The organism is Sandarakinorhabdus sp. FBCC-B8862, from assembly GCF_059745315.1.
Genome location: NZ_CM185574.1, coordinates 372,503 through 395,453, shown reverse-complemented (window position 1 = coordinate 395,453; position 22,951 = coordinate 372,503). Strand labels below are relative to the sequence as shown.

Here is a 22,951-nt window from a genome sequence, read left to right as displayed (position 1 = left end):
GGGCAGTCCGGCCACTTGCGGGCGGCCGGATGGCTCCCCACATTGGTGGGGAAGGGATCAGCCGTGATGATCGCGTTTCTTGTTGCCTCCATCCTGTCGGCCAGCCAGTTCGCGGCAAGCGTGCAGGCGCAGAACCCGCGTGCCGCCGTGCAGCAGCTGGTGGCGGGCGGTGACTGGCCGCGCGTGATGGCAGGAATCAGGGCCGGCGCCGCCGACTGGATCGCGCTGGCGCCCGAACTGGCTGCCGGTGCCGATGCCGCCCATGGCGCGGAATTGACCGCTGCGCTTGCCGGCGCCCTGCCGCGCGCCCCGGCCGAAGTGCTGGCGGTGGTGGACGTGCGCCGCGGCCCGGTGCTGGGCGTTCAGGCCGTGTGCGGTGCGCCGGCCGCGGTCGCAGCGGCGGCCGATGTGCGTGAGGCGCTGGACCTGCTGCCCGATGTGGCGGCGGTGGGCCGGACCAAGGCGCTGTGCCTCAAGGAACTGGCGCAGGCGGCGTCGCGCTGACCGCTTTGGGTGCGCGCGCTGCCCACAGGCAGGCGCCGGCAATGATGGCAGCGCCGGCCAAGGTGGTGGCGGCCACCGCCTCGTCAAACAGCAGCCAGCCGAACAGCGCAGCCCAGGGCAGGGCGCTATATTCCATCACGGCCGACACCTGCGCTTCGAGATGGACATAGCCGCGCGCCATCAGCTGCACGCCGATGTTGCCGGCCAGGCCCATGGCCATCATCAGGCCCAGATCCACCATCGGCGGCAGCGCCGGCAGGGTGAGCAGCACGGGGGACAGCCAGAGCATCGGCACCACGGCGGCGATCAGCGTGATGACGGTTGCGCCATCGGCGGCGGCGCGTGAGCGCAGGATCACCGCACTGGCGCCATAGAGGATGGCGGCAAACACCGCGGCGGCAGCGGCGAGCAGATGATCCCCCGACAGGCCCGGCATGCCGCCAACCGTGACCAGCACGCCGACAAAGCCGACAACACCGGCCGCGACATAGCGCGGCTGCACCGGTTCCTTCAGATAGAGCGCCGCCATGAACGGCACGGTGAGCGGGCCGACGAAGGTGAGGGTGAGGACCAGCGCCATCGGCAGTTTGGAGATTGACCAGAAGAAGGCCAGGGCCATTGCCGCGATCAGCGTGCCGCGCACCAGATTGGGCTTCAGCCCACCCGGCGCCACCCACGGCCGGCCCTGCCATTGCCAGACGGCCAGGCCGATGATGCTGCCGCTGACATAGCGGCCGAAGGTGGCAACGCCAGCGCCGTGCCGCAGCGCCAGATATTTGGCAAAGGCGTCGAGCACGCACAGCGCGCCAATCCCCGCCAGCACGAGGATGATGGCCGAAAGGCGCGAAGGGGGCTGGCCAGACATGGCGGCCAGCCTTACCGGCGGCTGGCGGGGCCGTCTACCGTCCCAGGCGGCGGATCAGGCTGGCGGCGAGATAGAGGCGCGAGGGCACCGCTTCGAGATAGACATATTCGGCATCGGTGGTGTGATAGCCGGCGCCCGGCAGGCCCAGCGCCTCCAGCACCGGCACGCCGGCCAGGGCGGCAAAGGCAGCATCGGTGCCGCCGCCGGTGCGCGGCATCAGCTTCAGCTTGCGGCCGAGCCGGGCATAGGTTGCCTGGGCTTCCTCGATCAGGGCCATGCTGGCCGGCGTCACATTGAACGGCGGTCGGTTCAGCCGCACCTCGTAGTTCACCACCGCGCCCGGCTGTGACGGCACCGCCAGCCGCTGGCCCAGCGCCCGCTTGAAGGGCTCGAATTCGGCCATGTCGACGATGCGCAGATCGCCGATCAGCGACACGCTGTCGGGGATGATGTTGCGCACCCCGCGATCCTGGTTCACCACCGTCCAGTTGAAGCGCAGCTTGCCCGGCCCCTGATCCAGATCGCGGGTGGCATTGATGATGTGGGCGGCTTCGGCCAGCGCGTTGATGCCGCTTTCGGGCGCGGCGCCGGCATGGGCGGATTTGCCCTTGATGGTGACGATCACCGTGTTGGTGCCCGATGTGCCTTCGGTCATGGCTTCGGGATAACCGGTGGGTTCAAAGCTGAGCACCGCCGACTTGCCCTTCGACAATTCGGTGATGATCGGGCCGGAGCCGAGGGAACCGCGCTCTTCATCGGTGTTGATGGCCACCGTCAGCTCGGCATAGTCCCTGGGGTTGAGCAGCGTGAGCGTGTGGAGGATCAGCGCCACGCCGCCCTTGTCATCCGCCACGCCGGGGCCATAGGCGAGCGTCCCCTGCGGGCTGCCGACCAGCTTGAACGGGGCCCGGGCCAGCGCGCCGCGCTGATACACCGTGTCCATGTGGGCGATCAGCAGGATCTTGCCCTGGCCCTTGCCCTGCCAGCGCGCGACAATGATGTCCCCCAGCGCCTCGCCCATCGGCTTCACCCGCTCGGTCTTGCCGCCCAGCGCCGCCAGCCGGCCTTCCAGCAAAGTTGCCATGGCGGCCAGGCCTTCGGCATCGCCGCTGCCGGTTTCGATTTCGACGAGCTGCTGCAGGGTCTTGGTGAGAGCAGGGGCTTCGGCCGTCGCGGCCTTGAGCAGGGCGGTGTCCGGCTTGGGCGGTGCCGCCCAGGCTGATGTGGCGATCAGGGCCGCAATGGCCGCCAATGCTCTTTTCATTCGTTTCTCCCCACAGGCAGGATAACCGGCTTGGGGCGAATGTCATCCCATGAAATGCTGCGACAGATCGGCTTGCGTGTTGATGTTGGGGAGCGGGCCGAGATCGACGGCGCTGGCACCGGTTGTGGCCACCCAGGCCTGCACCCGGCGGCCATCGGTGGCGAGAAACTGGTCGAGTGCATCGGCCAGCGTGACTGGCCACAGGCCGATGAGCGGCTGGCCCTTCGCATGAGCGGGGGCTGGGGCCGGGGCCTGGCCCAGCCGCTCAAGCCAGTCCGCCGGCAGGCCCGGGCAATCAACCGGCAGGCTGGCGACCGCGCCGAAACCCTTGGCGGCGGCATGATGCAGGGCGGCGTTGAGGCCGGCCAGTGGGCCCAGATCAGGCCCCGGCCGGTCGGGCAGGGATGGCAGGCCGGGCCAATCCCGCCCCGCCACGGCCAGCGCATCGCAACCGGCCAGCGCCGCCAGCGCATGGGTTATCAGCGGGCGGCCATCGAGCAGCGCCAGCGCCTTGTCGCTGCCAAAGCGGCGCGACTGGCCGCCAGCGAGGACGACGCCGAGCCGGCTCACTTCGTCTCTTCGAACAGCTCCCGCCCGATCAAATAGCGGCGGATCTCGCTGGTGCCGGCGCCGATTTCATAGAGCTTGGCATCGCGCAGCAGGCGGCCGGTGGGATATTCGTTGATATAGCCGTTGCCGCCGAGGCACTGGATCGCCTCCAGCGCCATCCAGGTGGCTTTTTCCGCCGAATAGAGGATGCAGCCGGCGGAATCCTTGCGGGTGGTCTCACCCCTGTCGCAGGCCTGGGCGACGGCATAGCTGTAGGCGCGTGCGGTGGAGAGGGCGACATACATGTCGGCCAGCTTGCCCTGCATCAGCTGGAACTGGCCGATCGGCTGGCCGAACTGCTGGCGCTCGTGCACATAGGGCACCACCACATCCATGCAGGCCTGCATGATGCCGATGGGGCCGCCCGACAGCACGACGCGTTCATAATCGAGGCCGCTCATCAGCACGCGGGCGCCATTGCCCACCCCGCCCAGCACATTTTCGGCCGGCACGGCGCAATCCTCGAACACCAGCTCGCAAGTGTCAGACCCGCGCATGCCCAGCTTGTCGAGCTTTTGTGCGGTGGAAAAGCCCTTCATGCCCTTTTCGATCAGGAAGGCGGTGACGCCGCGCGGGCCGGCGGCCGGATCGGTCTTGGCATAGACCACCAGCGTCTCGGCGTGCGGGCCGTTGGTGATCCACATCTTGTTGCCGTTGAGCACATAGTCGCCATTGCCCTGCTGGTCCGCGCGCAGCTTCATGCCAATGACGTCGCTGCCGGCGCCGGGTTCGGACATGGCAAGGCTGCCGACATGTTCGCCGCTGATCAGGCCGGGCAGGTAACGCGCCTTCTGTTCGGCGGTGCCCCAGCGAGCGATCTGGTTGATGCACAAATTGGTGTGGGCGCCATAGGACAAGCCGACACTGGCCGAGGCGCGCGACAATTCCTCCACCACCACGACATGGGCGAGATAGCCGAGGCCGGCGCCGCCATCGGCTTCCGGCACGGTGATGCCATGCAGGCCCAGTTCGCCCAGCTTGGGCCACAGATCGCGCGGGAACATGTTGCTGGCATCGATTTCGGCCGCGCGCGGGGCGATTTCGGCGGCGGCAAAGGCCCGCACCGTGTCGCGCAGCATTTCGATGGTGTCGCCGTGGTCGAAGCGAAGCTGGGTGAGCATCCCAAGGATTCCTTGTCTGATTTGCTGCCGTTCTAGGCCGGGTGGGCAAGAGCGGGAAGGGGGTATTGCCAAAATCCACAACTGTGCGTTGACAGCATGAAGCGTTGCGTATACATAACGATTCGTGATGATGAACAACGACGCCTCGAGCCTGCACAATCGCCTCGCCCTGTTCCGGGCGGAAGCCGGGCTGAGCCGCAAGGATCTTGCAAGCCAAGTGGGCGTGAACCCGCAGACCATCGGTTTCCTGGAGCGTGGCCAATATGGCCCCAGCCTGGAACTGGGGCTGAAGCTGGCCCGCGTGTTTGGCGTGCCGGTGGAGACATTGTTCAGCCTGGAACCCTTTGCCCCGCTGGCGGCCAGCCTGGCTGCGGCGCGTTTCATGGAAGGAGGCCGCTGATGGCCCAGACGAAATTTTTTGCGCCACCCGAGTTCTCGCCGATGCGCGTGCGTGTCCTGTCGTTGCTTGCGTTGGTGGCCCTGCTCGTGGGCAGCATTGGCCCGATCCTGCTGCCTGTGGATGGCAATGCTGGCCCGATGGTGATCACCCGGGGCATCGGCTGGATGCTGGCAGCCATTGTGGCGGCCGGCAGCCCCGGCTGGCGCCATGTCACCTTTGACCGGCTAGATGAGCGCGAGCGCGCTGAACGTGAACGCGCTGTGGTTGTGGCTCACCGGATCAGCGGCGTCGCCATGTGCCTATCCTATATGTGGCTGCTGCTCGCGACGCGCGGAACATTGTGGGTGCCAGATCATGTCGAGGCCGCATGGCTGATGGCAATGCTGTTCTGGGTGCATGTGATGGTTCCTGGGATGATCCTGGCCTGGCGTGCGCCCGCTGATGAGGAGGATTGAGCGATGGAAAGGACGATGACCATGGCCCCCAAGGCCCCCCTGACGCTGAGCCTGCGCACCGCGCGCATCCTGTCCATCGCGGTGCTGGCTGGCATCGGTATCGGCTATCTGGGCGGTGCCATCACCGCCGATCCCGAAGGCACCACACCGATCGGGTTCGTGTTCGTGCGGCTGATCGGCCTGTTTGCCGCTGTCGCCCTGTTCATCGACGGGCGCGGGCAGATGACGCAATCCAGCGATGCCATGCTGGACGAACGCGAACGCCAGCTGCGCGACAAGGCCTATGTCGCCACCCACCAGATCATGGTGCTGACATTGTTCGGCTTCTTCATCTGGTCGATCATTGCCAAGTTCATCAACGGCTGGATGCCGGGGCAGGAACAGGCGCTCGATCTTCTATCGGGCTTTGCGATCAGTGCGATGGCGCTGCCCGGCATCATCCTCGCCTGGCGCGAACAGCCGGCCGATGCGGAGGATGAGGCATGAGCCAGATATTGCTGATGGTGGCCATGCTGGTGCTGGGGGTGGCCGCGCCGCCGAGCCAAACGCCGGAAACGCCCATGCTGATCTTTGCGCTGGCGGTGCTGGGCGTGGCACCGCGCCTGATCAAACCCTGAGCTTCCTGGCCGGAAGGGCCCGGACCGGCACGAGCCCCGCCGGTTCGGGCCAACCCGTGTCAGGCGCTGGCCATCAGCTGCACGCGCCGGCTTTCGACAATGCGGCCAAGGGCGGCGAGCGGCTGGCCATCGGGTTGCACCGGGCGGTGGGCGGCGCGAATGGCCTCGAATGCGGCGCGCACGCCCTCATAACCGGCCGGCGTGCGATAGCCGACAATCATCACCACATCCCAGCTGGCGCCATCGGCCGGATCGGCGCGGTGCAACCGGGCATGGGCAAACAGGCCCTGCGCCACCGCCAGCCGGTCCATCACCAGCCAATTCGCCTCCAGAAAGCGCAGCAGCGGGGCCGGATCGGCGGTGCTGGCCTTGAGGAAGGTCCATTCCTCCACCGCAACGCCGGCCGGCACGGCGATGGCCGGGGCGGCAAGGCCGAGCGCCAGCGCCGTCAGCAGCCCGCGCCGGTCAGGCGTCACGCAAACTCCACCAGCATCATGCCATCGGCGACCTGATCGCCGGTGGCGACGTGCACGGCCTTGATGGTGCCGGCGGTGCGTGCCGTCAGGCGATGCTCCATCTTCATCGCTTCCAGCACCAGCAGCCGGTCACCTTCGGCCACGGCCTGGCCCGGCGTCACGTCTACGCTGAGCACGCGGCCGGGCATTGGCGCCATCAACTGGGCGTGGCCGGCGCCGGCCTCGGCCTTTTTCGGCGGCATCGTCGCGATGCTCCAGCTCTGGCCCGCCAACCGCACCTCCACGCTGCCGGCCTGGGGCACCACCGTCGCAGGCAGCAACGTGCCGCCCATGTCGATCATCAGGCCATTGGGCCCGGTGCGGCGGGCGCTCACCTCGCCAACGCCGGGCAGGCCGCCGATGCGCCAGCGATCCTGGCCGACGCTGCGCAGGCTGACCGCGTGCGCGTCACCCTGCCACCACAGCATCACCGTCTGTTCCCGCGCCAGGTTGAGGCGGATCGGCAGGGCAGCAAACAGGCTGGCCGGGGCCGCGCCGCTGGGCAGGCCCAGGCCGAGCGCGGCGGCCAGCAGCGCCGGGGCCGGGCAGGCGGCGGTCGGCGACAGGCTGGCCATGTGGCGGGCGATGAAGCCGGTGTCCACCTCGCCAGCGCGGAAGGCCGGATGATCGGCCAGCCGGGCAAGGAAGGCGCGGTTGGATTTCAGGCCATCGACGATGGTCGCATCCAGCGCGCCGACCAGCCGGTCGATGGCCTCACCGCGGCTGGCGCCATGGGCGATCACCTTGGCGATCATCGGATCATAATCCAGCCCGATGCGGCTGCCCTGTTCCACACCGGTATCGATGCGCACGCCGGCCCCGGCGCCAAAGGCCAGGCGGTGGATGGTGCCGGTCGATGGCAGGAAGCCGCCATCCGGATCCTCGGCATAAAGCCGGGCCTCCATCGCCCAGCCGGTCACGCTCAGCTCGTCCTGGCGCTTGGGCAGCGGTTCGCCGCGCGCGACGCGGATCTGCCATTCCACCAGGTCCTCGCCGGTGATGCATTCGGTGACGGGATGCTCCACCTGCAGGCGGGTGTTCATCTCCATGAAGTAGAAGGCGGGATCGCCGGCTTCGTCCAGCGTGTCGAGATCGAGGATGAATTCCACCGTGCCGGCACCCTGATAGCCGATGGCATGGGCGGCGGTGACGGCGGCGATGCCCAGCGTGTGGCGCAACCGGTCTGACAGGCCGGGGGCGGGGGCTTCCTCGATCACCTTCTGGTGGCGGCGCTGCAGCGAGCAATCGCGTTCAAACAGGTGGACGGCATTGCCGTGGGCATCGGCAAACAGCTGCACCTCGACATGGCGCGGGCGCTGGATCAGCTTTTCCAGCATCACGGCCGGATTGCCAAAGGCGGTTTCGCCCTCGCGCTGGGCGGCCATCAGCGCGTCCTGGAATTCTTCCGGCGCATGGACGGCGCGCATGCCCTTGCCGCCGCCGCCGGCCACCGCCTTGATCAGCAGCGGGAAGCCCACGCCCTCAGCCGCCTTCTGCAGCCGCACCAGCGACTGGTCTGTGCCCTGGTAACCCGGCGTGATCGGCACGCCGGCCTTCTTCATGGCGGCCTTGGCGGTATCCTTCAGGGCCATCACCCGCATGGCGCTTTCGGGCGGGCCGATGAAGATGATGCCGGCCTTTTTCAGCGCCTTGGCAAATTCGGCATTCTCGCTGAGGAAGCCATAGCCGGGGTGGATGGCATCGGCGCCGGTGCGCCTGGCCGCCGCGATGATGGCGTCGATATCGAGATAGGGCCGGTCGCCGGCCAGTGGCACGGCCTGGCCGGCCTCGCGCACGAAGGGCGCATCGGCATCGGCGGCGCTGTGCACGGCCACGGTGGCGAGCCCCAAGCGGTGGGCGGTGCGGATGATGCGGCGGGCGATTTCGCCGCGATTGGCGATCAAGATCTTGTGCATCGTTTCACTCTTCAGCCCCTCTCCCGTTCGGGGAGAGGGTGGGCCCCGCCGCACAGCGGTGGGAGGGTGAGGGGTTATTTCGGCGGGCAGCCCTTGGGATCGGCGGTCCAGCCGAAGGTCGTCAGCAGCCATTTGCCGTCGATCTTGCTCCAGCCGAAGCTGTCCACCCCGCAATGGATGCGCTTGCCATCGATATCCAGCGTGTAGGGCGCCCAGACATGGGCATAATCGCGGGTGACCAGCACCCTGGACTTCACGATCCGCTCGTCAAACACGCGCGGCGGGGCGTTGCGGAAATTGTCGAACAGCGCCTGGCGGGTGAGCACGCTGTATTTGGAGCCGCCTTCGGGCGGGAAGCGCAGGATCTGGATGACCAGCTGCGGATGCGTCATCGCCTCGGCCGCATTGGCATCGCCCTTGTTGAGCGCGGCCATGAAGGCGTTGGTGGCGGCCATCACCTCCGCCTTGTGATTGGCGGCGGCGGGGGCTGCGAGCAGCAGTGCGATCAGGCCGGCGCGCATCATTCGATCACCCCTCATTCGATCACCCATGACGGTTTTCCCTTGCTCAAGAAGGCGTTGATGCCCTCGCGGCCTTCGGCGCCGGTGCGGCGGGCGGCGATGCGGCGGGCGGTGTCGGCGCGCAGGTCGTCGCTGATCGGCTGGCCGGCAAAGTCCAGTGCCAGCCGCTTGGCATCGGCAACGGCGCCGGGGGCGGCCTGGCCGATGTGGGTGAGCCAGTGCGCCACCACGGCCTCGGCCGCATCGGCATCGATGGCGACTTCGTCCACCAAACCAAGTGATTGCGCTGTTGCGGCATCAAAGGCCTCGGCGGTGAGGAACCAGCGCCGGGCGCGCGCACCGATCTTCGCCATCACGAACGGCGAGATGGTGGCCGGGGTGAGGCCCAGCCTGACTTCGGAGAGGCGGAACTGGGTGCCATCCACCGCCACCGCCATGTCGGCACAGGCAACCAGCCCAACGCCGCCGCCCGTGACATGGCCGTGGGCGACAACGATCACCGGCTTCGGGCAATCATTGATGGTGGCCAGCATGTCCGAAAGCCGCATGGCGTCGGCTTCATTCTCGGCCGCGCTCCAGCCGGCCGCCGCGCGCATCCAGTCGAGATCGGCGCCGGCGGAGAAGCTCTTGCCCGCGCCGCTCAGCACGATGGCGCGCACCTCATTCGCCTGGCCCAGCCGGGTGAAGCCTTCCGTGAGCGCGGCGATCAGATCGGCGTTGAAGGCGTTGTGCCGCTCCGGCCGGTTGAGGGTGAGGCGGGCGGTGCCATAATCGTCAAGGCTTTCGTCAAGCATGGGCCGCCTCACATCCGGAAGGTGCCGAAGCGGGTTTCCGGCACCGGCTGCTGCAGCGACGCCGCGAGGGACAGCGCCACCACGGCGCGCGTGTCTTCCGGCGCGATGATGCCATCGTCCCACAGCCGGGCGCTGGCGTAATAGGGATGGCCCTGGCGTTCATATTGGGCGCGGATCGGGGCCTTGAACGCTTCTTCTTCTGCGGCAGACTTGAAGCCGCCGCCCTTCACCGTGGCCAGCACGCTCGCCGCCTGTTCGCCGCCCATCACGCTGATCCGCGCGTTGGGCCACATCCACAGGAAGCGTGGGGAATAGGCGCGCCCACACATGCCATAATTGCCGGCGCCAAAGCTGCCGCCGGTCACCACGGTGATCTTGGGCACGGCGGCGCAGGCCACCGCCGTCACCAGCTTGGCGCCATGCTTGGCGATGCCTTCATTCTCAAAGCGGCGGCCAACCATGAAGCCGCTGATATTCTGCAGGAACAGCAAGGGCGTGCGGCGCTGGCAGGCCAGTTCGATGAAATGCGCGCCCTTCTGGGCGCTTTCGCTGAACAATATGCCGTTGTTGGCGATGATGCCGACGGGATAGCCCTCGATCTCGGCAAAGCCGGTGACCAGCGTCTCGCCATAGCGCGGCTTGAATTCGTGCAGTTCCGATCCGTCGACCAGCCGGGCGATGATCTCGCGCACGTCCACCGGCACCCGCGTGTCGATGGGGGCGAGCGCGTTCAGCTCGGCGGCGTCAAACAGCGGCGGCCGGCTGGGGCCGCGCGCCACGGCGGGCGCGGCCGGCACGGTGGCAATGATGCGCCGGGCGATGGCAATGGCATCCTGGTCATTTTCGGCGAGATGATCGGCCACGCCCGAAAGCCGCGTGTGCACATCGCCGCCGCCCAGCTCCTCGGCGGTCACCTCCTCGCCGGTGGCGGCCTTCACCAGCGGCGGCCCGCCCAGGAAGATGGTGCCCTGGTTCTTCACGATGATCGATTCATCGGCCATCGCCGGCACATAGGCGCCGCCGGCGGTACAGCTGCCCATCACCACCGCCACCTGCGGGATGCCGGCCGCGCTCATGGTGGCCTGGTTGAAGAAGATGCGGCCGAAATGGTCGCGATCGGGGAAGACTTCGTCCTGCCGGGGCAGGTTGGCGCCACCGGAATCAACCAGATAAAAGCAGGGCAGGCCGTTTTGCGCGGCGATTTCCTGGGCGCGCAGATGTTTTTTCACGGTGAGCGGATAATAGCTGCCGCCCTTCACCGTGGCATCATTGGCGACGATCACGCACAGCCGGCCTTCGACCTGGCCCACCCCGGCGATCAGGCCGGCGGCGGGCACATCCTCGCCATAGACATCATGGGCAGCGAACTGGCCGATCTCGAGGAACGCGGTGTGGGGATCGAGCAGCGCCTCCACCCGCTGGCGCGGCAGCAGCTTGCCGCGTGCCACATGTTTTTCCCGCGCCGCCTGCGGCCCGCCCAGCGCGATGCGGGCGGCCTTTTCGCGCAGATCGCTGAGCAGATCCGCCATGGCGCTGGCGGTGGACTTGGCGGACGGGGGCAGGGGTTTACCAATGGCGGGCATTGTTGCGGTATAGGCGGCCCCGCGCCAGTCGCCAAGTGGCGCAGCCACCGCAAAGCGAACCTGGCGCAGGCGCGTGGAACAGTTGCAAAGCTGGGGACAAGCCGCTATGCGGCGCGTTCAGTTTTCCAAGGGCCGGTCGGAACCGGTCCGCAATGAAGGAAGCCCATCATGAAGTCCGGCGTTCATCCCGATTATCACACTATCACCGTCAAGATGACGGACGGCACCACCTATCAGACCCGTTCGACCTGGGGCAAGGATGGCGACGTGATGAACCTGGAAATCGATCCGACCAGCCACCCGGCATGGACCGGCGGCACCGGCCGCCTGATGGATGCCGGCGGCCAGGTGGCGCGCTTCAACAAGCGTTTCGCCAGCTTTGGTCTCGGTAAAAAATAAGCCTGCCGGTCAGGCTGAAAGGATGAGGGCGGTCCTTGCGGGCCGCCCTTTTCGTTTGGGGAGGATTTATCCCGTCACCATCGCCTTCGCCGCGGCATAATCCGCCTTGCCGTTGGGCGCGCGCGGCACTTTCTTGACGATATGCACCGTCTTCGGCGCCTTGTAGGCGGCAAGCTGCTGGCGGACATGGGCGCGCAATGTCTCGGCGTCCACGGGCGCATGGGCCTCCACCACGGCGGTCACGGCCTGGCCCCATTTCTCGTCGGGCAGGCCGAACACCAGCGCGTCGTCGATGGCGGGATGGGTTTTCAGCGCCTCTTCAACCTCTTCGGGGAAAATCTTCTCGCCGCCGCTGTTGATGCACTGGCTGCCGCGACCCAGCAGGGTGAAGCTGCCATCGGCCTCGATGATGGCGAAATCGCCGGGGATGGAATAGCGCTTGCCGTCGATTTCGGGGAAGGTCGCTGCGGTCTTCACCGGATCCTTCCAGTACCCGCGCGGGATCAGGCCGCCGCGCGCGATGCGGCCCATGGTGCCGGCGAGCACGGGCTTCATGTCGTCCCCGATGATCAGCGTGTTGCCATCGGCCATGAACCTGGTCGGGGCGCCGGCATTGTCCTTCGTTTGCGCCGCCGCGCCCAGGCCCAGCCCTTCGGAGGAGCCGAGACTGTCAACGATCATCAGATTGGGGGCATGGCTGAGCAGGCCTGCCTTCACCTCGGGGCTCCACATGGTGCCGGACGAGATCATGATCTCCACCGTCTTGATGCTGCCGATGCCGGCATCCAGCGCCTTCAGGATCGGCCGGGCAAAGGCATCGCCCACGATGACGACATAATCGCATGCTTCGCGTGCGCAGGTGGTGGTGGCCTCCCCGGGATCGAAATTGGCGCCGGCCAGGGTGACGAGCGTGCCGCCGCGGCACAGCGTGCCCAGCGCGATGATCAGGCCGGTGCCGTGCATCAGCGGCGGCAGGATCAGCGCGCGGCGGCGGCCGGTGCCGGTTTTCAGATCGTTGATCAGCGCAGCCACGTCATGCGTGACTGCCAGGTCAATGCCGGGGTTCATCAGGCCCCACAGCGCCGCCTGATCCCACATCACCCCCTTGGGCAGGCCGGTGGTGCCGCCGGTGTAGATGAACAGCATGTCATCGCCGCGATGATCCTGGGCGGGCAGGGCGTGGCCGGTGCTGGCGGTGGTCTCGAAATCATGGGCGTAATCCGGCGTCTCGCCGCCCAGCTGGATCCAGACCTTGGTGGGCAGGCGATGGCGGATGCTGGCGACCAGCGGCGCAAATTCCGCATCATAGAAGCACACGGCGGCATCGCTGTTGTCGAGGATGTAGAACAGCTCCTCGCCGGTGTAACGATAATTGACATTCACATGGACGAGCCGGGCGCGCAGGCAGGCCACCAGGCTTTCCGCATATTCGGCGCTGTTGCGCATCAAGATGGCGCAGCGATCGCCGGCGACCGCGCCACCGGCCAGCATGGCGGCAGCGAGGCTGGCCGAGCGGGCAGCGAGGTCGCCCCAGCTTCGGCGGGTTTGCCCGTGGATCAGCGCCGGCTGGGCCGGATCAACCGTCGCCACCACCGTTTCGATGATCGCGCCAAAGCTCAGGTCGTGCGGCATGTCTCATTCTCCCCGGCCGCCACTTTATGGCCGGCGCGGGGGTTGGAAAGCCTGCACTTGTTGGGGGTTGGCCGGATCAGCCTTCGGGCTGCAGCAGCCGGTGCAGATGCACGACGACATATTTCATCGTCGCATCGTCCACCGTGCGCTGCGCATTGGCGCGCCAGGCGGCTTCCGCCTTGGCATAATCGGGAAAGATGCCAACAACATGAAGATCATCGGGGTTGGTGAACTCCAGCCCCTGGGGATCGGCCACACGGCCACCGAAAACGAGATGCAGCTTGCTCATGCCGCGGCGTCTAGCCGCAGTTGGGCTCAAGCGCCAGTGGCGCCTTGCGCATACTCGGCTTGCAACCGCTGCATGGTCACGGCAAACCAGGCTTCGAATTCGGGGCCATCCCAGGCGCGGTGGTTGCCTTGCGCGTAGCATTCGGCGTTGCGCATATAGAATTCGGCGTTGATGCGGTTGGGCAGGCGGTTGTCGCGGGTGGCGATCACCTTGGCCGGGCTGCCGACGATGATGCTGTTGTCCGGCGCTTCGAACCGGTCCTTCAAATAGGCGTGCTGGCCAACGATGGAGCCGGCGCCCACCTTTGCCCCGTTGTACACGGTGGCGTTGATGCCGATCAGGCAATGATCACCGACCTGGCAGCCGTGCAGGGTAACATGATGCGTCACACTCGTGTAGGCGCCGACGATCACCGGTTTGCCGGGATCGGTGTGGATCATCACGAAATCCTGGATATTGGCGCCTTCGTGGATTTCGACATGGGCGGTTTCCGCCCGGATCACCGCATTGCACCAGATGCTGGCGCGCGGCCCCACTGTCACCTTGCCATAGATTTGCGCCGAAGGATGGACGAAGGCGGTGGGGTGGATATCGATCATGGTTTCTGCACAGCCAGGGATTTTGCGTTGGCACTCTTCATGAACGTCACCAGCGCGTCAAAGCCATTCTTGGCGATGTAGGCGGTGAAATCGGCTTCCTGGGTGAGGGACAGGTTGACGCCGCCGACGATCAGGTTGTTGACCTGTCGCTTGCCGCCGTCGCTCTTCACTTGCCAGATCGTGTCCACCGGCTGGGCTCCGGGGCGGGTGACGCGGGTGTAGACCTCGGTATAGGGCCCGCGGCCCACGGTGCGCTGCACCGCCACCTTGGCATCGGCATAATCATAGAGCCGGTCGGCATAGGCGTTGAGCACGAATTCCGGAAAGGCAGCGCGATAGGCCTCCAGCTGGGCCGGTGTCAGCGTGGCGCGCTGGCGGCGGATCAGGCGCATGCCGATATCATCCAGCGCGACATTCTGGGTGAGAAGGTCACGGAACTTCGCCCGTGCGGCCGGCTTGCTCAGCGACTTGTCGCGCAGCACGGCAAAGCCGCTGCCCACCAGATTTTCGATGAACGGCCGCGCCGCCGGATCGCCGGGGCTGGCGGCCGTTGCCGCGCCGACCTGGGCAGCAGCTGGCGTGAAGGGCAGGGCGGTGGCCAGCAGCAGGGCGGCAAAGGTGGATGCGGGCTTGATCATGGCAAAGGCAGTGCCAGAGCGCGGCTGAACAACAGCTTAGCGGCTGGTGATGCGGCGGGCGAGCGCGCCCAGGCTGCGCTTTTCGGCCGTGCTGGTGGGGAACAGCATGGCCAGCGCCGCGCCGGCCGCCACACCGGCCAGGATCGCCACCACCGGATTTTCCTTCACCAGTTCGCGGGCATCGACGCCGCCCGAAGACGCTGCCACCAGCGCCTCGTCCTCATAATCGGTATAGCCCTCGATATCGCGGTCGATGTCGAGCTCGGCCTTGGAAATGCGGTTGCCGGCATAGAGCGCCAGGCCGACGGCGGCGACGGCGGCGGCGGTGACATAGGGGTGCGCCTTCACCGTGGCGCCGGCATCGCGGGCGAGGCCGAGACCGCGTGTTTTCACCGTTTCCAGCGCTTCGTCGACCAGTTGGCGCGGCGCCAGCCGGTCGGTCAGGTCGTTCACCTCTTCGGCCAGGGCGGCACCGGCATCATCGGCGGCGCGGGCCAGATCCTCGATGGTGGCGTCACTCGGCATGGGTCTTGTCCTTCGGTTTGGCGGCTAAGCGTTCAATCTGCGCCTGCAATGTGGTCATCGCGCGCGTGGGTGCAAGCGAAACCCCGTCCAGTCGCGACAAAGCGCCCTGTGCCAGCGCCAGAGCCGCAACGCCGGCCAGCGCCGCCACCACCAGCGCGGCGGCCCAAGGCGGCAGCATGGTGGCCAGCCCCAGCACGGCCGCCACCAGCAGCAGCACCAGCGCCGTCAACCCCAGCGCCAGCGCCGCCAGCAGCGCCAGCAGCGGCCCGCGCAGCTGCCCGGCGTTGGCCTTCAGCTCGGCCGCTGTCAGCCTCAATAGGGATTGCACCAGCGTCAGCAGCCCGGCCACCAGGTGCCGCGCCTGCGCCGCGATGGAGGGCTGGCCGCGCGCCATCAGTCCCGCGCGGCCTTCAGCATGCGGCCGGCCAGGAAGCCGACGGCAATCGCCACCGCCACGGCGGCAGCCGGCTGGGCCTGCACCAGGGCGCGGCCATCGTCCACCAGCTCCTCGACCGATTTTTCCGAAAGCGCATCGGCAATCTGATCGATGCTGCCGCTGGCCTGGGCTACGAAGCCGGCCACCGGCTGGGCGGCTTCGGGCAGATTGTCGGTCAACAGATCGGCAATGTCCTTCAGGCCGCGCACCTGGCCAACCAGCGCGTCGCGGGCATCTTCCACCATGGCAACCAGCCGTTTGCGGGCGAAATCGATCAGGCTGTCGAAGCCGCCAGCGGCCGGCGTCGCGATGCCTTCATCGCCGTCATAATCCCCGGCGTCGATGGGGATGGGCGCGGCTCTGGGGTCAATCGGCTGCATGGCCATGGTCATTTGCCTCACACATGTGCTTGCCCGCACAACATTCGCCTTCTATCTGGCCAATCACGCGCGCCGGCGCAAGGCTGGCCGCACCGGAAAAACCCTGTCGCCACGAGGCCAAAGCCATGACTGCGATCATCGATATCCACGCCCGCGAAATCCTGGACAGCCGCGGCAACCCCACGGTCGAGGTGGACGTGGTGCTGGAAGATGGCAGCACCGGCCGCGCCGCCGTGCCGTCGGGCGCCTCCACAGGTGCCCATGAGGCGGTGGAACTGCGCGATGGCGACAAGGCGCGCTATCTGGGCAAGGGCGTCTTGAAGGCCGTCGCGGCGGTGAACGGCGAGATTTACGACGCGCTGTCGGGCATGGAGGCCGAGGAACAGGGCGCCATCGATGCCGCGATGATCGAGCTGGACGGCACGCCGAACAAGAGCCGGCTGGGCGCCAACGCCATCCTGGGCGTGAGCCTTGCCGTCGCCAAGGCCGCCGCCGATGCGCGCGGCCTGCCGCTGCACCGCTATGTTGGTGGGGTGTCGGCGCGGCTGCTGCCCGTGCCGATGATGAACATCGTCAACGGCGGCGCCCATGCCGACAATCCCATCGACGTGCAGGAATTCATGGTGATGCCGGTGGGTGCCAGCTCCATCGCCGAAGCCGTGCGCTGGGGTGCGGAGATTTTCCACACGCTGAAAAGCGAGCTGAAGGCCCATGGCCACAACACCGCCGTGGGTGATGAGGGCGGCTTTGCCCCCAATCTGAACGGCACCCGCGCCGCGCTGGATTTCGTGATGGCGGCCATTGAAAAGGCCGGCTTCACCCCCGGCGGCAACGTGATGCTGGCGCTGGACGCCGCCGCCACGGAGTTTTTCAAGGATGGCGCCTATCATCTGCACGGCGAGGGCCTGACCCTGTCACCGGCCGCCATGGCCGATTATTGGGCCGCCCTGTGCGGCGATTATCCCATCCTCTCGATCGAGGACGGGATGAGCGAGGACGACATGGACGGCTGGAAGATCCTGACCGACAAGCTGGGCGGCAGCGTCCAGCTCGTCGGCGATGATCTGTTTGTCACCAACCCGGCGCGGCTGGGGCAGGGGATCAAGGATGGCCTGGCCAATGCCCTGCTGGTCAAGGTCAACCAGATCGGCACGCTATCGGAAACGCTGGCCGCCGTCGATCTGGCGCACCGCAACCGCTATCGCAGCGTGATGTCGCACCGCTCGGGCGAGACCGAGGATGCCACCATCGCCGATCTCGCGGTTGCCTGCGGCTGCGGCCAGATCAAGACCGGCAGCCTCGCCCGGTCTGACCGGTTGGCCAAGTACAACCAGCTGATCCGCATCGAGGAAGAACTGGGCAGCGACGCCGTCTACGCTGGCACCTCGGTTCTGCGCTAAGCCGGTTGCAGCGGCCGGCGCACGGCCCTATCCCTTTGGGCGTGCGCCGCATCCTGTTGATCCTGTGCCTGTTCTGGGCCGCCCCCTTGTGGGCGGCGCGGATCACGGCGGTTGAAAGCCAGCCCGGCCGGGTGACCATCACCGCCGATGGCCCGCTGCCGGCGGCGCAGGCCTTTGCGCTCGCCGATCCGTTTCGGCTGGTGGTGGATTTCGTCGGCGTGGTTGATCCGGCGCTCACCGCGCCCGGCACCAACAGCGTCGCCGGCCTGCGCATGGCCATGTTCGCGCCCGGCACCGCCCGGCTGGTGATCGATCTGAAGGCGCCGGTGATCATCCGGGAGGCGCGCGCTGCCGGCAACCAGGTGGTGCTGATCCTTGATCGGAGCACGCCCGACCTGTTTGCCGCCGTGGTGGCGCGGGGCCGCAAGCCCTTGCCACTGCTGCGCAGCGACGGCCCGCCACCACCGCCGACCCTGCCCGATGCCGGGTTCCAGCTGCCATCCGATTTCGGCAAGCCGGCCACCGCCGCTGAACCGCCAGCGCCCGAAGCACCGCCGGCCGAGGCCGCCAAACCCCCGCCGCCCAAGCGCGAGGCGGTGGCCATCATCGCCCGGCCCGGCGGCGTCAAATCCCGCACCGGCGGCAAGCCCCTGGTGGTCATCGATGCCGGCCATGGCGGCAAGGATGTTGGCGCCATTTCGGTGGACGGCGGCTATGAGAAGGATGTGACGCTGAGCATCGCCCGCGAAACCGCCCGCATCCTGCGCGAAAGCGGCAAGGTGCGCGTGAAGCTGACGCGGGACACCGACATCTTCATTCCCTTGGGCGGCCGGGTGCGCATCGCCCGCGATGCCCGCGCCGATCTGTTCATTTCCATCCATGCCGACAGCGCGCCGAACGACCAGGCCAAGGGCGCATCTGTCTACACCCTCTCGGCCGTGGCCAGCGATGCCATCGCCGAACGGCTGGCGGCGCGCGAAAACAAGGCGGACATCATCGGCGGCGTCAACCTGGGGGTGGAGGCGCCGGAGGTCGGCGAAATCATGGTCGATCTCGTCCGCCGCGCCACCGGCAATGTCTCGGTGCAATTTGCCGACACGCTGCAAGACGCGCTGGAAGAGCAGGACATCAATTTCCGCGGCGAATTCCACCATTTCGCCGCCTTTGCCGTGCTGAAGGCACCCGACGTGCCGTCGGTGCTGCTGGAAACCGGCTATGTCACCAACCGGCAGGATGCCGAACGGCTGTTTTCCGATGCCGGGCGCCGCCAGGTGGCCAGGGGCGTTGCCCGCGCCATTGAACGCCACCTCACTGGCAAATGAGCCGCTGGCCCGCTATCGCTTTTGCCGTGAACCGTCGCCGCCTTCTGTTGCTGATCCTGTTGCCGCTGCTGCTGGCCGGCGGCTTCTATTGGCAGGCCACCAAGGGCCTGCCATCCGAAAGCGATCTGACCGCCTTCAGCCCGGCGCTGCCATCGATGGTGCGCGACGTGAATGGCGAGATCGTCACCAGCTACACCCGCGAGCGCCGCATCTTCGTGCCCTATGCCGAACTGCCGCCGCGCCTGGTGCAGGCCTATATCTCGGCCGAGGACAAGACCTTCTTCGAACATGGCGGCATCGACTGGCTGGGCATTGCCTCGGCCGTGGTCACCAACATCGAATCGGTCTTCACCGATCGCCGGCCGGTGGGTGCCTCCACCATCACCCAGCAGGTGGCGAAAAGCCTGGTTGGCAACGAGGTGTCGCTGTGGCGCAAGATCAGGGAGGCGATCCTCGCCCGCCGGCTGGAATCGGCGCTGACGAAACAGCAGATCCTCGAGATTTACCTCAACCAGATCTTCCTCGGCCGCAACGCTTATGGGGTGGAGGCCGCGGCCCAGGCCTATTTCGGCAAGTCGGTGGACCGGCTTGATCTGGCGGAAATGGCCTATCTCGCCATCCTGCCCAAGGCACCCTCCACCTATGATCCCATCCGCCGGCGGGACCGCGCGCTCGCCCGGCGCGATTATGTGCTGCGCCAGATGGCGGCCAACGGCTACATCAGCGAGGCTGAACGCGCCGCCGCTGCCGCCATGCCGCTGGCGGCCATCCCCAACCGCGCACTGCCCCGCCCGCGCGATGATTATTTCATCGAGGAGGTGCGACGGACCCTGATCGCCCGCTTTGGCGAGGCACAGGAGAACGGCCCCAACAGCGTCTATGGCGGCGGTCTGTGGGTCCGCACCTCGCTCGATCCCATCATGCAGGCGGCGGCCGAACAGGCGATGCGCGACGGCATGACCCGCTATGAGGCGAACCGCCCATGGCGTGGCCCCATCGCGCGGATCGACCTGGGCGCCATCGACTCTGGGGCTTGGCCCGGCCGCCTGTCGGGCACGCTGGTGCCCTTGGGCTATCCCAACTGGGCCAAGGCGGTGGTGCTGGCCAAATCCGGCCTGGATGCCCGCATCGGCTTCACCGACGGCAGCAGCGGTACGCTGCCCGGCCGGTTGGCGGCACGACCGTTCAAGGCGACCAATCGCTCCGCCGCGCAGGTGCTGCGCCCCGGCGATGTGATTGCCGTCGCCCGCACCCCGGCCGGGTGGGCGCTGCGGCAGCCGCCGGAAATTTCGGGCGGCTTCGTGGCGGAGGAGGTGGCCTCGGGCCGCATCCGCGCCATGGTCGGCGGCTTTGATGCCCGTGCCCAGGCCTTCAACCGCGCCACCCAGGCCAACCGCCAGCCCGGCTCCACCTTCAAGCCGATCGTCTATGCCACCGCGATGGACAATGGCTTCACCCCGGCCAGCATCGTCGTCGATGGCCCCTATTGCGTGTTCCAGACGAAATTGCTCGGCACGAAATGCTTCAAGAATTTCAACAATCTGCGCAGCGCCGGCCCGCAAACCCTGCGCTGGGGCCTGGAACAGTCGCGCAACCTGATGACGGTGCGCGTGGCAGATGCGACCGGCATGGACCGGATCGCGGCGCAGGCCAAGGCGCTCGGCATCGGTGAATATCAACCGGTGCTTTCGATCGCGCTGGGCGCCGGCGAGACCACGGTGATGAAGCTCACCAACGCCTATGCCCAGATTTTCAATGCTGGCCGCCGGCTGGAGCCCGGCCTCATTGACTATGTCCAGGATCGCAGCGGCAAGGTCATCTGGCGGCGTGACAATCGCGGCTGCCCCGGCTGCAACGCACCCGATTGGAACGGCGGGCCGATGCCGCGCCCGCAGGGCCGGGTCGTCCAGGTGATGGACCCGCGCACCGCCTATCAGATCGTGCATGTGATGGAGGGCGTGATACAGCGCGGCACCGGCACCGTGCTGGCCAGCCTCAATCGCCCGCTTGCGGGCAAGACCGGCACCACCAACGGCCCCAATGATGTGTGGTTCGTCGGCGGCACCCCCGACATCGTGGCCGGGCTTTACCTTGGCTATGACCAGCCACGCAGTCTTGGCAGCTATGCGCAGGGTGGCACCACGGCAGCGCCGATCTGGCGGCACTGGGGGCAGGTGGCGCTCAAGGATTGGCCTGCGCTGCCATTCGCGATTCCTGCCGGGGTACGCATGGTCCGCATCGACCGCCGTTCGGGCAAGCGCGTGTTCGGCGTGTGGCCCGATCCCGGCCCGCGCCCCGCCGTGATCTGGGAAGCCTTTAAGCCCGACAGCGAGCCCAGGCGCATCAACCGCGCCCAGGATGTGCTGGAACGGCGCAGCGGCGGCCGCGTGCGGTCTGATGCGGAGTTTCTGGAAGCCGAAGGCGGGATTTACTGACGCGGCATCTTGCCAGCGGCTCAGGCCGGCCCTATCCGCACCGCCATGAGAGCCGAAGCCGAAAACACTGCCCTCCAAATCAAGCAGGCGCTGGACCTGCTGAGGAGGTCTCTTTGACTGGGATCGCGCCCTACGCCGTCTCGATGAACTGAACGCGCGGGTTGAAGACCCGAAGCTGTGGGACAATCCCAAGGCCGCGCAGGCGCTGATGACCGAGCGCCGCCGGCTGGACGAGGCCATCACCGCGACGCGCGACATCGAACGCGACCTCGCTGACACCTGCGAGCTCATCGAACTTGCCGAGATGGAAGGCGATGAGGCCATGGCCGAAGACGGCGTGGCCGCGCTGAAGGCGCTGGCGAGCAAGGCCGAGAAGGACAAGGTCGCCGCCCTGCTGTCGGGCGAGGCGGACAACAACGACACCTATATCGAAATCAACAGCGGCGCCGGTGGCACCGAAAGCCAGGACTGGGCCAGTATGCTGCTGCGCATGTACCAGCGCTGGGCGGAAAAACATGGCTACAAGGTCGAGCTGATCGATTTCAACTCGGGCGAAACCGCCGGCATCAAGAATGCCACCATATTGGTGAAGGGCACCCAGGCCTATGGCTGGGCCAAGACCGAAAGCGGCGTGCACCGGCTGGTGCGCATCAGCCCCTATGACAGCGCGGCGCGCCGGCACACCAGCTTTGCCAGCGTCTGGGTCTATCCCCAGGTGGACGACGAGATCGAGATCGAGATCAAGGAATCCGATCTGAAGATCGACACCTATCGCGCCTCGGGCGCCGGCGGACAGCACGTGAACACCACCGACTCGGCCATCCGCATCACCCACGTGCCAACCGGCGTGATCGTCGCCTGCCAGAACGAGCGCAGCCAGCACAAGAACCGCGCCACCGCGATGAAGATGCTGAAGGCCCGCCTTTACGAGCGCGAACTCGCCATCCGCGAGGCCGAAGCCGCCAAGACCGAGGCCAGCAAGACCGACATCGGCTGGGGCCACCAGATCCGCTCCTACGTGCTTCAGCCCTATCAGCTGGTGAAGGATCTGCGCACCGGGGTCACCTCCACCAGCCCGTCCGACGTGCTGGATGGCGATGTCGACCCGTTCATGGCCGCGGCGCTGTCGCAGCGTGTGACGGGCGAAGCAGTTGACGTGGAGGATGTGGACTGATCGTCAGCGCCGCAACCGGATCATGGTTTCGGCGCAGACATAATCCCATTCCTCGCTTGCGCGCAGCCGGGCCAGCATGACGTCGAATGCCGCTTCGGCGGCTTCGTCAAATTCGAACCAGGTGATGAAATCGAACGGCTCGCCCAGATCGCGGCCGTGATAGAGCGTGCGCGCCACCTCGGGCAGCACACTCATACCGATGCGCATGTGGCGCGACCGGGCATAGATCGCCAGCCGTTGATCCTGCGCCATGCCCCACCAGGCCGCGCATTTGGACATGGGGATCAGCACGGCGCAGCGGTCTCCCCGGTCAGACGGGGCGGCGTGACCGCTCAGCTCCCGCTGCTCCTGTTGGCTGGTATAGCGCAGGTTGCTGTTCACCCCGCGCGCCTGCCAGCGGGCGCCGGCCGGCGCCGTGGCGGCCGGCGTGATCGCCAGCCGGGCAAATTCGGGAATGGCGGGGCCGTTCAATGTCTGGTGTGACAGCACGGACCAGGCGCCAAGATCGCCGCCGCTGAACACCGTGGGGGATGCGGGCTGTTGCATGGCCCATCATTC

General features: G+C 67.1%; 27 protein-coding genes. 10 read left to right on the top strand and 17 right to left on the bottom strand.

What is annotated here, in order from left to right; genetic code table 11:
* Nucleotides 1-66: 66 nt before the first annotated feature.
* Nucleotides 67-504: a hypothetical protein gene (locus AC6BOR_RS01960; protein ID WP_498059550.1), complete on the top strand. Its 438-nt coding sequence runs from the start codon at nucleotides 67-69 to the stop codon at nucleotides 502-504.
* Here AC6BOR_RS01960 and AC6BOR_RS01955 read toward each other — a convergent pair.
* From AC6BOR_RS01955 to AC6BOR_RS01940, 4 genes are read right to left on the bottom strand one after another with little or no spacing between them, the layout of a single operon-like run.
* Nucleotides 473-1,369: a DMT family transporter gene (locus tag AC6BOR_RS01955; protein WP_498059549.1), complete on the bottom strand. Its 897-nt coding sequence runs from the start codon at nucleotides 1,367-1,369 to the stop codon at nucleotides 473-475. The genes AC6BOR_RS01960 and AC6BOR_RS01955 overlap by 32 nt on opposite strands.
* Before the next feature lie 34 nt (nucleotides 1,370-1,403).
* Nucleotides 1,404-2,633, bottom strand: coding sequence for a glutamate carboxypeptidase (locus AC6BOR_RS01950; RefSeq protein WP_498059548.1), 1,230 nt, complete (start codon nucleotides 2,631-2,633; stop codon nucleotides 1,404-1,406).
* Nucleotides 2,634-2,675: 42 nt separating this feature from the next.
* Nucleotides 2,676-3,203: a molybdenum cofactor guanylyltransferase gene (gene mobA / locus AC6BOR_RS01945; RefSeq protein WP_498059547.1), complete on the bottom strand. Its 528-nt coding sequence runs from the start codon at nucleotides 3,201-3,203 to the stop codon at nucleotides 2,676-2,678.
* On the bottom strand, nucleotides 3,200-4,363 hold the full coding sequence (locus AC6BOR_RS01940; protein ID WP_498059546.1) for an isovaleryl-CoA dehydrogenase: 1,164 nt from the start codon (nucleotides 4,361-4,363) through the stop codon (nucleotides 3,200-3,202). Before AC6BOR_RS01940 ends, mobA begins: the two co-directional genes overlap by 4 nt.
* A 127-nt stretch (nucleotides 4,364-4,490) precedes the next feature.
* Between AC6BOR_RS01940 and AC6BOR_RS01935 the strand changes: the two genes are divergently transcribed.
* The 4 genes from AC6BOR_RS01935 to AC6BOR_RS01920 are packed head-to-tail and all read left to right on the top strand — an operon-like array spanning nucleotide 4,491 to nucleotide 5,835.
* Nucleotides 4,491-4,763 (top strand): helix-turn-helix transcriptional regulator, encoded by a 273-nt coding sequence (locus AC6BOR_RS01935; RefSeq protein WP_498060688.1) that lies wholly within the window; start codon nucleotides 4,491-4,493, stop codon nucleotides 4,761-4,763.
* Nucleotides 4,763-5,218, top strand: coding sequence for a hypothetical protein (locus AC6BOR_RS01930; RefSeq protein ID WP_498059545.1), 456 nt, complete (start codon nucleotides 4,763-4,765; stop codon nucleotides 5,216-5,218). The genes AC6BOR_RS01935 and AC6BOR_RS01930 overlap by 1 nt, the downstream gene beginning before the upstream one ends.
* A gap of 15 nt (nucleotides 5,219-5,233) precedes the next feature.
* Complete coding sequence (locus tag AC6BOR_RS01925) at nucleotides 5,234-5,704, top strand: hypothetical protein (protein ID WP_498059544.1); 471 nt, start codon at nucleotides 5,234-5,236, stop codon at nucleotides 5,702-5,704.
* The gene (locus tag AC6BOR_RS01920) at nucleotides 5,701-5,835 is read left to right on the top strand and encodes a hypothetical protein (protein WP_498059543.1); all 135 of its coding nucleotides are present in this window, start codon (nucleotides 5,701-5,703) and stop codon (nucleotides 5,833-5,835) included. The genes AC6BOR_RS01925 and AC6BOR_RS01920 overlap by 4 nt, the downstream gene beginning before the upstream one ends.
* A 59-nt stretch (nucleotides 5,836-5,894) precedes the next feature.
* Here AC6BOR_RS01920 and AC6BOR_RS01915 read toward each other — a convergent pair whose 3' ends face one another.
* From AC6BOR_RS01915 to AC6BOR_RS01895, 5 genes are all read right to left on the bottom strand, one after another.
* Nucleotides 5,895-6,311, bottom strand: a complete 417-nt coding sequence (locus AC6BOR_RS01915) for a hypothetical protein (RefSeq protein WP_498059542.1) — start codon at nucleotides 6,309-6,311, stop codon at nucleotides 5,895-5,897.
* Nucleotides 6,308-8,266, bottom strand: a complete 1,959-nt coding sequence (locus tag AC6BOR_RS01910; protein ID WP_498059541.1) for an ATP-binding protein — start codon at nucleotides 8,264-8,266, stop codon at nucleotides 6,308-6,310. Before AC6BOR_RS01910 ends, AC6BOR_RS01915 begins: the two co-directional genes overlap by 4 nt.
* Before the next feature lie 74 nt (nucleotides 8,267-8,340).
* Entirely contained in the window at nucleotides 8,341-8,790 is a 450-nt protein-coding gene (locus tag AC6BOR_RS01905; RefSeq protein ID WP_498059540.1) for a Cif family virulence factor, read from the bottom strand.
* A gap of 11 nt (nucleotides 8,791-8,801) precedes the next feature.
* Entirely contained in the window at nucleotides 8,802-9,581 is a 780-nt protein-coding gene (locus AC6BOR_RS01900; protein WP_498059539.1) for an enoyl-CoA hydratase-related protein, read from the bottom strand.
* Nucleotides 9,582-9,589: 8 nt separating this feature from the next.
* Entirely contained in the window at nucleotides 9,590-11,110 is a 1,521-nt protein-coding gene (locus tag AC6BOR_RS01895) for a carboxyl transferase domain-containing protein (protein ID WP_498060687.1), read from the bottom strand.
* A 222-nt stretch (nucleotides 11,111-11,332) separates the two neighbouring features.
* Between AC6BOR_RS01895 and rpmE the strand changes: the two genes are divergently transcribed.
* On the top strand, nucleotides 11,333-11,563 hold the full coding sequence (rpmE, locus tag AC6BOR_RS01890; RefSeq protein ID WP_086116359.1) for a 50S ribosomal protein L31: 231 nt from the start codon (nucleotides 11,333-11,335) through the stop codon (nucleotides 11,561-11,563).
* Nucleotides 11,564-11,629: 66 nt separating this feature from the next.
* Here the strand turns inward: rpmE and AC6BOR_RS01885 are convergent, their stop codons facing one another.
* The 7 genes from AC6BOR_RS01885 to AC6BOR_RS01855 all read right to left on the bottom strand — a co-directional run bounded on the left by AC6BOR_RS01885 (nucleotide 11,630) and on the right by AC6BOR_RS01855 (nucleotide 16,062).
* The gene (locus tag AC6BOR_RS01885) at nucleotides 11,630-13,195 is read right to left on the bottom strand and encodes an AMP-binding protein (RefSeq protein WP_498059538.1); all 1,566 of its coding nucleotides are present in this window, start codon (nucleotides 13,193-13,195) and stop codon (nucleotides 11,630-11,632) included.
* A gap of 76 nt (nucleotides 13,196-13,271) precedes the next feature.
* Nucleotides 13,272-13,484, bottom strand: coding sequence for a DUF4170 domain-containing protein (locus tag AC6BOR_RS01880; RefSeq protein WP_498059537.1), 213 nt, complete (start codon nucleotides 13,482-13,484; stop codon nucleotides 13,272-13,274).
* Between the two features lie 26 nt (nucleotides 13,485-13,510).
* The gene (locus tag AC6BOR_RS01875; RefSeq protein WP_498059536.1) at nucleotides 13,511-14,083 is read right to left on the bottom strand and encodes a gamma carbonic anhydrase family protein; all 573 of its coding nucleotides are present in this window, start codon (nucleotides 14,081-14,083) and stop codon (nucleotides 13,511-13,513) included.
* The gene (locus AC6BOR_RS01870) at nucleotides 14,080-14,721 is read right to left on the bottom strand and encodes an MlaC/ttg2D family ABC transporter substrate-binding protein (RefSeq protein ID WP_498059535.1); all 642 of its coding nucleotides are present in this window, start codon (nucleotides 14,719-14,721) and stop codon (nucleotides 14,080-14,082) included. The genes AC6BOR_RS01875 and AC6BOR_RS01870 overlap by 4 nt, the downstream gene beginning before the upstream one ends.
* A gap of 36 nt (nucleotides 14,722-14,757) precedes the next feature.
* A complete protein-coding gene (locus tag AC6BOR_RS01865; RefSeq protein ID WP_498059534.1) occupies nucleotides 14,758-15,246 on the bottom strand; it encodes a hypothetical protein in 489 nt (162 codons plus the stop codon).
* Nucleotides 15,236-15,640, bottom strand: a complete 405-nt coding sequence (locus tag AC6BOR_RS01860) for a phage holin family protein (protein WP_498059533.1) — start codon at nucleotides 15,638-15,640, stop codon at nucleotides 15,236-15,238. Before AC6BOR_RS01860 ends, AC6BOR_RS01865 begins: the two co-directional genes overlap by 11 nt.
* Nucleotides 15,640-16,062, bottom strand: a complete 423-nt coding sequence (locus tag AC6BOR_RS01855; protein WP_498059532.1) for a hypothetical protein — start codon at nucleotides 16,060-16,062, stop codon at nucleotides 15,640-15,642. The genes AC6BOR_RS01860 and AC6BOR_RS01855 overlap by 1 nt, the downstream gene beginning before the upstream one ends.
* Before the next feature lie 125 nt (nucleotides 16,063-16,187).
* Between AC6BOR_RS01855 and eno the strand changes: the two genes are divergently transcribed.
* The 4 genes from eno to prfB all read left to right on the top strand — a co-directional run bounded on the left by eno (nucleotide 16,188) and on the right by prfB (nucleotide 22,393).
* Nucleotides 16,188-17,462, top strand: a complete 1,275-nt coding sequence (gene eno / locus AC6BOR_RS01850) for a phosphopyruvate hydratase (RefSeq protein ID WP_498059531.1) — start codon at nucleotides 16,188-16,190, stop codon at nucleotides 17,460-17,462.
* Nucleotides 17,463-17,503: 41 nt separating this feature from the next.
* On the top strand, nucleotides 17,504-18,784 hold the full coding sequence (locus AC6BOR_RS01845; protein ID WP_498059530.1) for an N-acetylmuramoyl-L-alanine amidase: 1,281 nt from the start codon (nucleotides 17,504-17,506) through the stop codon (nucleotides 18,782-18,784).
* Nucleotides 18,785-18,810: 26 nt separating this feature from the next.
* Complete coding sequence (locus tag AC6BOR_RS01840; protein WP_498059529.1) at nucleotides 18,811-21,219, top strand: penicillin-binding protein 1A; 2,409 nt, start codon at nucleotides 18,811-18,813, stop codon at nucleotides 21,217-21,219.
* 45 nt (nucleotides 21,220-21,264) lie between these two features.
* A protein-coding gene (gene prfB / locus AC6BOR_RS01835) for a peptide chain release factor 2 (RefSeq protein WP_498059528.1) occupies nucleotides 21,265-22,393 on the top strand; the annotation gives its coding sequence in 2 pieces (ribosomal slippage) (nucleotides 21,265-21,333 and nucleotides 21,335-22,393; 1,128 coding nt in all).
* A gap of 3 nt (nucleotides 22,394-22,396) precedes the next feature.
* Here prfB and AC6BOR_RS01830 read toward each other — a convergent pair.
* A complete protein-coding gene (locus tag AC6BOR_RS01830; protein WP_498059527.1) occupies nucleotides 22,397-22,939 on the bottom strand; it encodes a chlorite dismutase family protein in 543 nt (180 codons plus the stop codon).
* Between the last annotated feature and the right edge of the window lie 12 nt (nucleotides 22,940-22,951).